The 13739-nt window shown below is 49.9% G+C and carries 9 protein-coding genes and 1 pseudogene; 5 read left to right on the top strand and 5 right to left on the bottom strand.

Annotation, left to right across the window (positions count from 1 at the left end; all coding sequences use genetic code 11):
• Positions 1-93: 93 nt before the first annotated feature.
• From GOU96_RS14620 to GOU96_RS14610, 3 genes and pseudogenes are all read right to left on the bottom strand, one after another.
• A pseudogene (locus tag GOU96_RS14620) lies at positions 94-999 on the bottom strand (Hsp70 family protein); the annotation flags it as partial.
• A gap of 141 nt (positions 1000-1140) precedes the next feature.
• On the bottom strand, positions 1141-3036 hold the full coding sequence (locus GOU96_RS14615; RefSeq protein ID WP_069647976.1) for an Hsp70 family protein: 1896 nt from the start codon (positions 3034-3036) through the stop codon (positions 1141-1143).
• Entirely contained in the window at positions 3036-3668 is a 633-nt protein-coding gene (locus GOU96_RS14610; RefSeq protein ID WP_033932540.1) for a DUF2760 domain-containing protein, read from the bottom strand. The genes GOU96_RS14615 and GOU96_RS14610 overlap by 1 nt, the downstream gene beginning before the upstream one ends.
• A 537-nt stretch (positions 3669-4205) precedes the next feature.
• Between GOU96_RS14610 and GOU96_RS14605 the strand changes: the two genes are divergently transcribed.
• On the top strand, positions 4206-5789 hold the full coding sequence (locus tag GOU96_RS14605; protein ID WP_000912203.1) for a sensor domain-containing diguanylate cyclase: 1584 nt from the start codon (positions 4206-4208) through the stop codon (positions 5787-5789).
• 17 nt (positions 5790-5806) lie between these two features.
• A complete protein-coding gene (locus tag GOU96_RS14600) occupies positions 5807-6337 on the top strand; it encodes a 3'-5' exonuclease (protein ID WP_001108807.1) in 531 nt (176 codons plus the stop codon).
• Between the two features lie 285 nt (positions 6338-6622).
• Here GOU96_RS14600 and GOU96_RS14595 read toward each other — a convergent pair whose 3' ends face one another.
• Together GOU96_RS14595 and GOU96_RS14590 are read right to left on the bottom strand one after the other, a co-directional pair.
• Positions 6623-7081, bottom strand: coding sequence for a TerB family tellurite resistance protein (locus tag GOU96_RS14595; RefSeq protein WP_000481269.1), 459 nt, complete (start codon positions 7079-7081; stop codon positions 6623-6625).
• A 52-nt stretch (positions 7082-7133) separates the two neighbouring features.
• The gene (locus GOU96_RS14590) at positions 7134-7484 is read right to left on the bottom strand and encodes a hypothetical protein (RefSeq protein ID WP_267782693.1); all 351 of its coding nucleotides are present in this window, start codon (positions 7482-7484) and stop codon (positions 7134-7136) included.
• A gap of 201 nt (positions 7485-7685) precedes the next feature.
• On the opposite strand from GOU96_RS14590, the gene hrpA reads away from it, so the two are divergent.
• The 3 genes from hrpA to yegD form a co-directional block, all read left to right on the top strand.
• A complete protein-coding gene (gene hrpA, locus GOU96_RS14585) occupies positions 7686-11615 on the top strand; it encodes an ATP-dependent RNA helicase HrpA (protein ID WP_267782691.1) in 3930 nt (1309 codons plus the stop codon).
• A 101-nt stretch (positions 11616-11716) separates the two neighbouring features.
• Positions 11717-12199, top strand: a complete 483-nt coding sequence (locus GOU96_RS14580; protein WP_000751962.1) for an outer membrane beta-barrel protein — start codon at positions 11717-11719, stop codon at positions 12197-12199.
• 217 nt (positions 12200-12416) lie between these two features.
• A partial coding sequence (gene yegD / locus GOU96_RS14575; RefSeq protein WP_324701991.1) for a molecular chaperone occupies positions 12417-13739 on the top strand: 1323 nt, incomplete at its 3' end.

Here is a 13739-nt window from a genome sequence, read left to right as displayed (position 1 = left end):
CGGAACGGCGCTATAACCAACACAAAAAACTCAGCGGGGCAGGTTTATCACAGCTTAACGAGTAAACCAGCTAAGCGAAAGAGAGCCTGCTCTCTCTTTCGCTTGGCGGGTTTGCTGGATAAGCTTGGATAAACCTGCCGCGCTGAGTTTTTTGTTTTGGTTAAAGCGACGTTCCGCCACATGCGCTAAAGCCAGATCAATGTTGTCACCGCCAAGCATCAAATGATCGCCGACGCCAATTCGATTGAGTTGTAAGGCGGCCTGTGCATCAAATTGTGCCGCAATCAGGCTTAAATCAGTGGTACCCCCACCGACATCACACACCAGAATCAGCGGGGACGCATGCAAGATCTCGTTGGCTTGGGTTTGATGGCGATGATGCCAGTCATAACACACCGCTTGTGGCTCTTCGAGCAGCATGATGTTGGATAACCCAGCCAGTCGTGCGGCTTCGATCGTTAATTTTCGCGCCGTTTCGTCAAACGAGGCTGGGACGGTGATCACCACTTCTTGCTGCTCAAGCGGGTTCAACGGATGGCGATGATTCCACGCTTGGCGAATATGGTTGAGGTAGCTGGCGCTGGCGACAATCGGTGATACTTTTTCAACATCGCTGGCACCTGCCCAAGGCAAAATCGGCTGAGTACGATCGACATTAGGGTGTGACAGCCAGCTTTTGGCACTGGAGACTTGCCGGCCTTCGACTTTCGCGCCTAAATCGCGTGCCCACTCGCCAATAATCACTTGGGGCAGATCGCCCTCGACCAATTCGGATGACCATGGCAGGGTCAAATCAGAATCACTGAATTGTCCCTCTGCGGGGTGATAACGAAAGGAGGGCAGCAGGGGACGACGCACCACTTCTCCCGGGCCAATTAACTGATCGATCGGGAAAATACTCACTGGAGCTTGTTCAAGAGCATCGCTCAATTCACAAAAGGCGACCACAGTATTGGTGGTGCCTAAATCAATGCCGACCAGAAAACGTGGTGATGACATGCTGTACCTCGTAATCATAAAAGATGAACGGCACCCGATAGGATGCCGTGAACCTGAGCTTCCCCTGCAGGTTTGGCTCTCCGCTGAGATGGAGTGAACCTAGTCAGCATGGTTGTCGCGCCAAGTAGAAAGGAGAGGACGTTAAGCTAACGCGGATTCTGGTTGCGGGTTATCCCGAACATCAAATTCCACATGCCATTTTTGGCCATTATCAGCCGCAATCGCTTCAAGATAGAGCGTACCGAGCTCGGTCACTCGTGATGCCAGCGTAACCGGAACCACTTCTCCTGCTCGGCGACCTTCAGAAACAGGTAAAGTGATCTGAATGGTTGGCAGATCTTCTAGTTCGTCATTGGCCCAATCGACAAGGTGAGTCCCCGCAACATCATCACGACGAACAGTGGAGCCATAGAATTGGAAGTGCACAGGCTCACCAATCACGAGGCCAAACTGGCGATCCGCGACTTGCGCGCTCGAGCCTTCTTCCATACCAAATGGAGCAACGCAGAGTGCTTCCATCGGCGGTGACATGCCCGGAATGGCAGGCATCGCACTTTCAATCCCGACATAGTAAGCCGAAGCAATACCGCCACGGATGCGTACCCCTTGACCTTGACGCACAACGCCGTAGTAAGCCGCGCCACGTGCCACTGCCAGATCCAAATCCACCCCAGCAAGGAGTTTGGCAGGAGCCGCATTGGCCTGAGTTAACCAAGCATTGATGGTGTCGAGTAAACGATCGGCAAGCAGAGTGGATTTCAGCACGCCGCCGTTAAGTAAAATGGCGCTTGGCTTAATGAAATCGGCTTGTGGAGCGGCCATGCCCGGAATGCCGGTCATCGCAAAAGGCAGGCTTTCTGTGTGGTTCTGACCTTGCGCGTTGGCTTGTTTACTTAAAAATGCGGCGATGTGGCGAGTAATGCCGGCATCTTGCGCGTAAGGCAAACTCATCTGAGTCAGAGCGCCGCGCATTTTGTGTTGTGGATGCTCGTTGATGGAGACCGCAGGGAAAAAACCATCGACCAGCGTTTGCTGAACTTCTTCACGAGTCAGTTCGGTTTTCAATGTTGCGCCGAGCAGTTTAGAACCGCGACTTGGTACCACGATCGGCACTGCGGCTAAATCTGGTTGGCTGAGGAGTGCTTCTTTGGCATCACGACAAGCGTGTGTCATGGCTTGTACTTGCCACATTTGCAGCTCTTTGCCTTCCTGCGCCAACTTCATTTTTAGACGATAGGCGAGGGCGAGATCCATGTTATCGCCACCGAGTAGAATATGTTCGCCAACGGCAATACGTTTGAGGGCAAGGTTGCCTTCTTCTTCGGTCACTTCGACCAGTGAAAGGTCAGTGGTACCGCCGCCGATATCGATCACTAACACCACATCGCCAACGCTCACTTCACTGCGCCACTGTTCGTGGCGGTTATCAATCCAGCTGTACAGCGCCGCTTGTGGTTCTTCGAGCAGAGTAAAATGCTGCAGGCCAATATTACGTGCCGCTTCCACGGTTAAGTCACGGGCGGCAGGATCAAACGAAGCAGGAACGGTAATGGTGACATCTTGCTCAGCCAATGGGGCATCAGGATGGGCGTGATCCCATGCCGCTTGCAAGTGCTCTAAATAAAGTTCAGTGGCGCGTAGTGGAGAAATTTTGCTGACGTCTTCAGGACTGCCCGATGGCAAAAAGGCTTCACGACGATTAACGCCTGCATGACACAACCAAGATTTGGCGCTTGCGACTAGGCGAATCGGGGTTTTTGAGCCCAAATTGCGCGCAATCGCGCCTACCAATGCGGTCGGCTCACTGCTCCAAGGCAAACGGCGTGAAGCAGCAGCCATTTCATGTTCATGGGGCTGATAAACGAAAGAACCAAGCTGGTTGAGGTTTTCTACTGTGCCCGGTGCCGTCATTTGCGCAATCGACATCACTTCAACACGGCTCTCTTCACTCTGTACATCTTGATAAGCGAGTACGCAGTGGGTTGTACCAAGGTCGATGCCTACACTGTATTTGGCGGAATGAATTGGCATCTCCATTACAGTTCTACCTCCGCAGGCGCGAGGATCGCGGTGTCGTAATTGTCCGCCAGTTTTGGCAGGGTGATGGCATCGGCGCGCCAACCTTTGTGAATCAGAGTGCCAACGAATGGCGCTTGGCCAGTCACTTGACCGGTTAGGCGAATTTCTTGCGTATTGAAGCCCGCTTCGACGCTGATGCGGCTCTCTTCTTGTTCGCTACGAATAGGCGATAGCGTGAGGTATTCGCGCAGCACTTTTTGGCCGCCACTATGAATCACGCGAGCGGCTGCGCCCACTTCTTCATCCGAAAACTGGCTCACTTCTTCTTGTAAGAAGTCAATCAGGCGAGCTTCTTTTTGCAGCAGTGCGAGAAGTTGCAGTGCTGAATCGGTTGAGGCGGTCGCGAGTTTGGATTCCACTTCAACGACTCGTTCCACGACTTTTTCAACTTCGACGATCTTTTCAACTTCGATGATTTTTTCTACCGGCTTTTCAACCGTCACAATCTTTTCGACGGGTTTTTCTACGATCTTTTCTGTCACTTTGCCTTTACGAGCAATGGCAACAATCAATAGCAGTACTGACGAAGCTGCTAGCCCAGCATGGAGCATGTCAAAAGTGGTTGGGATCAGGTTTAGGTCGATATTCATCGTGAATTCTCTTTGGCAGACTCTGTGCTCAAGGCACAACAAGTTTCTATACCCGGACTTGAAGCTACGGGCGGGCTGTTTGATCTCTTTCATCACACAGTTTGTCTATGTGTTTACGGAGATTGACAGACTTACCACTGACCTGAAGCGTCGAGTCGTTTGGTATACGCCTAGCGAAAATAATGAGTATCAGGTGCACTTTGTTTCATTGTGCCAGTGTTAACTCAGGCTTTTTTCGCTAAGCTGCGTTATAGACTAAGCTCAAAATAGGGGCGGATAGTACCATATTCAAGGCGAAAGGCAGCGATGAATCCCGATTTACAGGCTGGGATAAGGTTTGATTGGTGGCTTTGTGAGCAGTGAGTGTGGTCGATTTTGCACCATCTACCCCTGCATTTCGTGAGTAAGCGCTCGGTTTATCACTGAATGCTCTGAAAATGACTTGAATCTAGCGTCCCAACTGAAGTAAGGATATTGATATATCACACATCTTCATCATGATTTTTCATGATAGATAACATAATAAGGAAGAAGTGGATGCTCAAACATGTGCGCGTGATTGTGCCCTTGCTGGTACTATTGTTTTCTCTGCTTCTGACTGTGTTTGTGGTTTACACCGCATACTCATTACAGCTGCGCCATAATCGTACTCTGCTGGAAAATCTCGCGGACCGGCAAACTATGGCACTGCAGCAGTTTGTCGATAGTGATATCCATTTTATCGGCTCTGCCGCCAACTTTTTCCGCTCAAGCACAAGCGATGACTGGGTGCGTTTTCACACTTTCGCAGAAGAGACCCTTAAAGGTTCACAAAGCCTGATTGCGTTGCAATGGTTAGTGAAAGTTGAGCCGCCTCAGGCTGAAACTTTTACCGCGCGAATGCAGCAACGTTTTCCTGAGTTCACTTTGTACACAGTACCAAAAACGGGAGAGATCAAATACGGTTTCGGTACGGATGACCAAGCGAAATACGTTTTATCGGATATTTATCCACTCAATTATGACAATCGTAAACTGTTAGGCTTTTACTCGGAGCGTGAACGTTTCAAACGAATACTGGCGGATATTGTCGTTAATCGTCGGCCGAATGTTTCGGATAAAGTGCGCCTGCTACAAGACGGAATTGATAAGTCGATCGTCAAAGATGGCATGTTGGTGTATCACCCTGTTTTTTCTTCAGAAGATGATCGCAGCTTACTTGGTGTGATGGTCGGGGTGGTGCGCCTATCCACCTATTTCGAGAAACTGGTCCAAATCAGCGTCATGGAACAAGATCTCGATATGCGCGTGATTGATACCGGATTTGATTCGGAAGACAGTCCGGTTCTTTATCAAAGCCCGATGTGGCGAGCGGATGATGAACCCAAAATAGAGCGCAAATTGGTGTTGCCAAACCGTGATTGGGTGCTGGAGTTTGAACTGCATCAGCCGATTAACCATAGTGAAGAGTGGGTGCTACTGGGCTTAGGGTTGGGTGGCGTTATTATTTCCTTGCTGCTTAGCTACATCATGCGAATGCAACTGGAAGAGAAACAACGGCTGACAGATATGATTGAGGAGCGTACCGCAGAGCTGCGTTATCTGGTGGAGCATGACAGTTTGACCAACATCTATAACCGCCGCTTCTTTAGTCAGCATTTGTGCAAAATGTTAGATGAAAAACAATCTTTTACCTTGATTTCATTTGATATCGACCGCTTTAAGCAAATCAACGACAGCTATGGGCATTTAGCGGGGGATTACGCTTTAACGCATGTGGTTGATGTGGTGAAAAAAGAGTTGGTTGAATCGGATATTTTTGCCCGTTTCGGCGGTGATGAGTTTGCCATCTTGTCATCCGTGACCGATGAAACGGCGCTTTATACTTATCTAGAGCGGATCCGTAAAGTGGTCGAAGCAGAACCTGTGATGCTCAATTCCGAAACACCATTAACCTTAACCATCAGTATTGGGGCGAGCATTAACTGTGAGTACAGTGAGCCGGAGATTTTACAGAGTGTTGATGATCAGCTTTATCTCAGTAAATCGAAAGGTCGAAATCGTGTATCGATTGCGCAGCAATGCAGCAAGGTAGAATCGAATTATGCCTTCAATTCAGGTAGGATGTTCGACTTTATGTAACAGAGAAAGAGCCAAGAATGAATTACAACCGTGTTGTGTGCTTCGATTTAGAAATGTGTTGTTGGAACGAAAACGGAGTGGGAACCACGGGTGAAATCATTGAAATTGGTCTAGCAGAAATCGATCTCGCGGCGGGAGAAATCGTCAAGCGCGCGCAGTACTTTGTCAAACCGGAAAAAGATGAAATCTCGCTGTTTTGCGCCGAACTTACTGGGATCACACCGCGCAAAATCGAAAAGCAGGGGCGGCCTTTAGCCGAGGTGATCCAGTCTATGGTCAAAAACTTCGGTGGTTCGAATAAAATTTACGCCTCATGGGGGCGCGATGACCTCATTTTGCTTAACGAGTGTCGAGAAAAGGGCCTTTCTGTCCCGTTCCAAGAGTTTCTCAACCTTGCCACCTTGTATCGTATTCAACATCGTTTGAAAGACAAACGTATCGGTCATCGCGCGGCTCAGGAATCGCAAGGTATTGAATGGGAAGGGCGTCAGCACTCAGGCTATGTTGATGCCTACAACTTGGCAAAGTTAGCGTTAACCATGCTGTAATGTGATATTCAGCAAATTGTTATGCAACGTTTCAGATCTTGTTCTAGGCTTTTGTATGGTTGTCCACAAAGCCGAGTGTACCGATGGAAGATATTCTTTACGTCTGTTGGCTGGTGAATGCTCTAAGTTGTATCGCTGTGATGCTCTATTGGCGAATGACACCACCACTCTAGTGAGTTTTTTGACAAGAAGTCCTAGATCAAAGCCCAAGTTCAAAAGCGCGAATTTCGCGCTTTTTGTCTTTCAGACAAAGGGAGAGAGTGTCGGAGCCGATAACGCGCGGCGTTATTCTGGTGCTTGATGTTTGTCTGCGGCCATCAGTTTGGCGCGAATAAACTGACTGTGATCGACATACAGCAGCTCAGCGGCCTTACGAATTACCGCATCTTCAAGCGGATCAATCGTGCCATCCGCGTTGGCCACTTCCCACATCGCTTTGATCAGCTCAAACCGTTGTGTTTGGGAGAGGCTACGTAGCTGGGAAGTAAAATCGTACAGTGAGGCCGATTGTTTGACTTCTTGCTCTGCGCGCATGAGTAAGTCGCTGGCTTGCTCAGCCGTACATTGTAGCAAATGCTGCAACAGTGCCAGCTTAGCTTGTTGCTCTGGCGCTGAAATTTGTTGATCTGCGCCAGCCACTTCGCTGAGCAGACAAGCGATGGCCAGCTCCGGTGTGGCAGAGTGTTGAGCTAAGTCTTGGCCTTCAAGAAGCTGCTTAAACAGGGAGGTGAGTGCATTAAACATAGGCAAGCCTTGGAGATTGGGAGTTGTAGGTTAAACAATGTGGCCTTGAGCGTCACTCTTCAAGCATAGCACCTAACATTTCGATAAATTCTGAGCTAGTGCGTTCGTGGGCAAGAGTAATCAACGCCAGTAGTGCTTCGGCTTTGGTTTTGGGGCCGCTGTCCTCAGCCAAAATCGTCATGAGCTGTGAGCGGATCAATTCCATCTCATGTTCCACAAAGCCTCGGCCTTCCTCTTCACCTTCTCCTTCTTCCGGCGCGTTATCAAAGGTGAGAAACAGCATGTCATCGTCAATTTGCGCTTCAATTAAGCGCTCTGGAAGCCACACTTCCCCCATCACCACATCGGGGTCAAGGTCATCGGGGAGCTGGTTTAAAATCGTTTTCAGTTCAGAGGCTTTCACAATCGCTTCGTTTCCTTAAGGTTCTGTCTTCATTTTAGCGGCCAATCGCGCCGAAAACGAAGCTTCTTTTGAGCATCAGGCTTGCATTTGCTGTTTCTATAGGCAGGTAAAGGTGGCTAAAGCGTGGGATCATGGGCGTGTTGCTAAAACTCTGTGGTACAATCCGCGCAGTTTTTTGGAAAGATAACAATAGGAAATGCTTTGACTTCGTCACAGCCCACAACCGATTCGGCAGCTCAGCCAAAAGCCAATAGTGCTGCCAGTTTAAAAAAGGCGCTCGGAGAGTGCCTGATCAAAGACCGTTTTCGTTTCAGTAAACGCATTGATGGTGCCAGCAAAATCAAAAATGAATCGGCACGCAACGCGGTATTTGACGAAATCGCGCTCGATATTGCTCAATCCATGATGGTGGTCGAGCAGCGTAAACAGCAGATGCCCAAAATCGAGTATCCTGCGCTGCTGCCAGTTAGCCAAAAGCGCGATGATATTGCGCAAGCGATTGCTCATCATCAAGTGGTGATTGTGGCCGGTGAAACCGGTTCAGGCAAAACCACTCAGCTACCGAAAATTTGCGCAGAATTAGGCCGTGGTAAATACGGTTTGATTGGCCACACTCAGCCGCGCCGTCTTGCTGCGCGTTCAGTGGCAAACCGCATTGCCGAAGAAATGGAAACCGAACTCGGTGGCTTTGTGGGCTATAAAGTTCGCTTTACCGATCAAATCTCGGATCAGACTCAAATCAAATTGATGACTGACGGTATCTTGCTGGCGGAGATCCAAAACGATCGTTTCCTTAACCAGTACGACACCATCATTATCGATGAAGCGCACGAGCGCAGCCTCAACATCGACTTTATCTTGGGCTATCTCAAGCAGCTTTTGCCGCGTCGTCCCGATCTCAAAGTCATCATCACCTCGGCGACCATCGACCCTGAGCGCTTCTCGAAGCATTTTAGCAATGCGCCGATCATCGAAGTCTCAGGCCGTACTTATCCGGTGGAAGTGCGCTATCGCCCTCTGGCGGGGGATGATGACAGTGAAAGCGATCGCGACCAACTGGAAGGCATTTTCCAAGCGGTGGATGAGCTGTGCGATGAAGGATTGGGCGACATTCTGATCTTCATGAACGGTGAGCGCGAAATTCGTGATACCGCGGATGCGCTTTCAAAGCGCAACCTGCGTGATACGGAAATTGTGCCACTGTATGCACGTTTGTCCGCCGGTGAGCAGAACAAGATTTTCCAACCTCATGCGGGTCGTCGCATCGTGCTGGCCACCAACGTGGCGGAAACCTCGCTAACGGTTCCGGGCATCAAATACGTTATCGACCCAGGTACCGCGCGGATCAGCCGTTACAGCTATCGCACCAAAGTGCAGCGTTTGCCGATTGAGCCGATTTCCCAAGCCAGCGCTAACCAGCGTAAAGGCCGCTGTGGACGTACCGAAGAGGGCATCTGTATCCGTCTCTATTCGGAAGAGGATTTCTTATCACGCCCTGAGTTTACTGACCCTGAGATTCTGCGCACCAACTTAGCCTCGGTTATCTTGCAGATGACGGCATTGGGGCTGGGCGATATTGAAGCCTTCCCCTTTGTGGAAGCGCCAGATAAGCGCAACATTCAAGATGGTGTGCGTCTGCTCGAAGAGTTAGGGGCGATCAACGATCAAATCAAAGACCCGAAAAAACGCCTCACCGAAAGTGGTAAGCAGCTAGCGCGTTTGCCGATTGATCCACGTTTGGCACGCATGGTGCTTGAAGCGTCGAAAATCGGCTGTTTGAAAGAAGTGATGATTATTGCTTCCGCGCTGTCGATTCAAGATCCGCGTGAAAGACCGAGCGATAAGCAGCAATCGGCCGATGACAAACATCGCCGTTTTAACCACGAAGATTCCGATTTCCTGACGTTAGTGAATTTATGGCACTACATCGGACAGCAGCAAAAAGCGTTGACCAGTAACCAGTTCCGCCGTCAGTGTAAACTCGACTACCTGAACTATTTGCGCGTGCGCGAATGGCAGGATGTGTACACTCAACTGCATCAATCGACTCGGGAAATGGGCTTCAAGCTCAATGATGAACCGGGCAGTTACCATGCGGTACACAGTGCGATTTTGGTCGGTTTGCTGTCACACATCGGTATGAAAGATCAGGAGAAGAACGAGTACCACGGTGCGCGTAACGCGCGTTTCAACATTTTCCCTGCCTCTGGCTTATTCAAAAAGCAGCCGAAGTGGGTGATGTCGGCAGAGCTGGTGGAAACCTCGAAACTGTGGGCGCGCGTGGTGGCGAAAATCGAACCAGATTGGATTGAGCCACTGGCGAAACACCTGATCAAACGTAGTTACAGTGAGCCACATTGGTCGAAGAAAAATGCGGCAGTGATGGCGTATGAAAAAGTGATGCTGTATGGCATCCCGATCGTACCGAAGCGCTTGGTCAACTACGGCAATATCGATCCTGTGCTCAGCCGCGAAATTTTCATTCGCAGTGCGCTGGTTGAAGGGGATTGGGAAACCAAACACGCCTTCTTCAAACAAAACCGCGCGCTGCTCGCCGAAGTAGAAGAGTTAGAACACAAATCGCGTCGCCGCGATATTCTGGTTGATGACGAAGAGCTGTTCCAATTCTACGACCAGCGTGTCGGTACCGAAGTGGTGTCTGGTCGCCATTTTGATGCGTGGTGGAAAACCGCTAGCCGTAAAACGCCGGATCTGCTCAGCTTTGAAAAAGAGATGCTGTTCAAAGGCGATGCCAGTCACATTACCGATCTGGATTACCCGAATTTCTGGCATCAAGGCAATCTGAAACTCAAACTCAGTTACCAGTTTGAGCCGGGCGAGAACAGTGACGGTGTGACGGTACACATTCCGCTGCCGATCTTAAACCAAGTTGAGCCACATGGCTTTGACTGGCAAATTCCCGGTTTGCGCCATGAGTTGGTGGTGAGCTTAATTAAATCGCTGCCGAAAACGCTGCGTAAAAACTTTGTGCCAGCCCCCAATTACGCTGACGCTTTTTTGGCGCGTGTAACACCGTTTGAAATGCCGCTGCTCGATGCAATGGAAAAAGAGCTGCGCCGCATGACGGGTGTGACGGTATTGCGCGAAGATTGGAAACTCGATCAACTGCCTGCGCATTTAAAAATTACTTATCGCGCGGTGGATCACCGTAATCGCAAGCTCAATGAAAGCTGCGATCTGCATGAGCTGAAAGAGAGCTTGAAAGAGAAAGTGCAAGAGACACTTTCGCAAGTGGCCGATGATGATATCGAGCAGCGCGATCTGCATACGTGGTCGTTTGGTGAGCTACCAAAAGTGTACCAGCAAAAGCGTGGTGGCTTTGAAGTTAGAGCTTATCCGGCGTTAGTCGATAAGAAAGACAGCGTCGAAATCAAATTGTTTGAAACCGAGCAAGAGCAGCTTAGCGCGATGCGTGCCGGCCAGCGCCGTTTGATTCTGCTTAACGTGCCATCGCCGATCAAATATCTGCACGCCAATCTGCCGAACAAATCTAAACTCGGTTTGTACTTTAACCCGTATGGCAAGGTGCTGGATTTGATTGATGACTGCATTGCCTGCGGCGTTGATAAGCTGATTGAAGAGCGCGGCGGCATGGTGTGGGAGCCACAAGCATTTGAAGCGCTCAAAGAGCATGTGCGTGCCGAGCTTGGCGATACGGTAGTTGAGATCGCCAAGCAGGTAGAAACCATTTTGACCACCGCTTACAACATCAATAAGCTTTTGAAAGGTAAGGTGGATTTCACGATGGCCTTTGCGCTTTCGGATGTCAAAGCACAAATCGAAGGGCTGATTTTCAGCGGCTTTGCGACTGAGTGTGGTTGGAAACGTCTACCGGACATTCTGCGTTACATGCGCGCGATTGAACGCCGGATGGAAAAACTGCCTGTCGATCCCAACAAAGATCGTCTGCATATGCTGAAAATTGAGTCGGTAGCCAACAAGTATAAAGAGCTGCTGAACAAGATCCCGAAAGGGATGGCGATTCCCGATAACGTGCGAGAAATCCGCTGGATGCTCGAAGAGTTACGCGTGAGTTATTTTGCTCAGCAATTGGGTACGCCGTATCCGGTTTCGGATAAACGAATTATTAACGCGATTGAAGCATGTTAGGTACAATTTTTGCTTAACATACTGAGATGACGGAATTTGCACTCAATGTGGCAACGACTGGCCGCCGTCAACGTTGCCCCACTATTTAAAGAAGGTTAATTATGAAAAAGACATTACTTGCTCTGGCATTACTGGGTGCCTCTTCAACCGCGATGGCGGATTCATGGATCTATGGCGGTGCGTCAGTAGGTCAATCGGATTATGAAGGCAAACATGGTACGGCTTACTCTGTGCATGCTGGCACAGGTATTCTGCCATTCATTGGTTTAGAAGCGGGTTACGTGAACCACGGTGACTTTGAAATCAATGCAACTCAAGAGCTGTCAGCCTCTTCTCTTTACTTTGCAGTGAAACCAAGCATGGATTTCGGCCCTCTGCACGTTTACGCTAAAGGCGGCCTGCACTCATGGGATAAAGACATCAACGGTGGCAAAATCGATGATGGTATCGACGTGATGTACGGCATCGGTGCTGAATACTTCATCATGGGGCCATTCTCGGTAGGCGCAAGCTACATGAACTACACCATGGATAGCACAGATGTTGGCACGCTGTCGTTCAATGCGACGTTCCACTTCTTGTAAGATTTGCTTTAATCGCAATGCTAAAGCCAGCGTCATGCTGGCTTTTTCATGTCTGCTGTTCCAAGTAAGGGTATAGCGATGACCTGAATCTGGTGAAGGGGCTTTAGGAGAGGATGCGCCGTGAGTGAGTATCAAAAACAACAATTTCTGCTAGAGATAAGAGAAGGCTTGCGATAGGATCGCCGGCCTTTTTTCGCTTAAGAGTAGGAGTGGGTAGATGTTTATTGGATTTGACTATGGTACGGCCAACTGCTCGGTGGCGAGTATGCAGGATGGCAACCCTGTGCTGATCCCACTTGAAGGTGACAGCCTCTATATTCCTTCGACACTTGCTGCGCCCACGCGTGAGTCGGTATCTGAGCATCTATTTCGCCATCGTCACATTGCCCCTGCGGATGCACTCGGTGAACAACTTCTGCGTCGTTCAGTGGCGTCTAATCGTGAAGAAGGCATCGATTTACAGTTTGCTGATGTGGTGTTTGGTCAGGCGGCGCTTGATCTTTACCTCTCCGATCCCCATGAAGTGTATTACGTGAAATCGCCTAAATCCTTTTTGGGGGCGATGGGGCTACACGACATTCAACTGAGCTTTTTTGAAGATCTGGTGTGCGCCATGATGGCCAATATCAAAGCGCAAGCAGAAGCTCGTTCTAATGCAGTGATTCAGGATGCGGTCATTGGTCGCCCGGTCAATTTTCATGGTCGGGGTGGCGAAGACTCTAACCAGCAAGCGGAAAATATTTTGCGCCGTGCGGCCACTCGCGCTGGTTTTCGTCATCTTGAGTTTCAGTTTGAGCCTGTCGCTGCTGGGCTAGAATACGAAGCCACACTGACCGAAGACAAAACCGTGTTAGTGGTGGACATTGGCGGCGGTACCACCGACTGCTCACTTATTCAAATGGGGCCATCATGGCGCGGCAAAGCGGATCGCACGCAAAGTCTGATTGCGCATACAGGTCAGCGCGTAGGCGGTAACGATCTCGATATTCATCTCGCTTTCAAAGCCCTGATGACGCCCTTTGGTTTTGGCAGTCAAACGCAAAGCGGACTAGACATGCCGATCACCCAATTTTGGAATCCGATTGCGATTAACGATGTGAGTGCGCAAGCCAAATTCTTTTCCCGTGAAAATTTGGCCGATTTAAAACGTCTGCACAAAGAGGCGCGTGAGCCGGAAAAACTGGCGCGACTTCTGGCGGTCTATCACGATACTTTGGGTTACAGCCTTGTCAAAAAAGCCGAAGAGGCGAAGATTGCGCTCTCCGACACGGCGCGAGTGATTGCGCAAATCAAAGTGCTATCCGAACTGCTAGAAGTTGAAATTCAACGCGAAGCGATGATCGAAGCAATTGACGTGCCCAAGACCAAAATGATTGAGTTGGTGACAGAAGCGGTGACGCTCGGCGGCGTGACGCCGGATGTGATCTTTATGACCGGCGGTAGTGCACGTTCACCGATTCTACGGGCTGGCGTTGAGCAAGCTCTGCCTAACGTGCCTGTCGTCAGTGGTAACTACTTTGGTTCGGTTACGGCGGTTGTG

The sequence above is a fragment of the Vibrio sp. R-1 genome, from assembly GCF_035615595.1.
Classification (GTDB): Bacteria; Pseudomonadota; Gammaproteobacteria; order Enterobacterales; family Vibrionaceae; genus Vibrio; species Vibrio cholerae.
This window is presented reverse-complemented; position numbering and strand designations above follow the sequence as displayed.

Excerpts from the sequence above, each read along its gene's own strand:
- GOU96_RS14615 (WP_069647976.1), bottom strand. The coding sequence starts at position 3,036 with ATGGAGATGCCAATTCATTCCGCCAAATACAGTGTAGGCATCGACCTT.
- GOU96_RS14610 (WP_033932540.1), bottom strand. The coding sequence starts at position 3,668 with ATGAATATCGACCTAAACCTGATCCCAACCACTTTTGACATGCTCCAT.
- GOU96_RS14605 (WP_000912203.1), top strand. The coding sequence starts at position 4,206 with ATGCTCAAACATGTGCGCGTGATTGTGCCCTTGCTGGTACTATTGTTT.
- GOU96_RS14600 (WP_001108807.1), top strand. The coding sequence starts at position 5,807 with ATGAATTACAACCGTGTTGTGTGCTTCGATTTAGAAATGTGTTGTTGG.
- GOU96_RS14595 (WP_000481269.1), bottom strand. The coding sequence starts at position 7,081 with ATGTTTAATGCACTCACCTCCCTGTTTAAGCAGCTTCTTGAAGGCCAA.
- GOU96_RS14580 (WP_000751962.1), top strand. The coding sequence starts at position 11,717 with ATGAAAAAGACATTACTTGCTCTGGCATTACTGGGTGCCTCTTCAACC.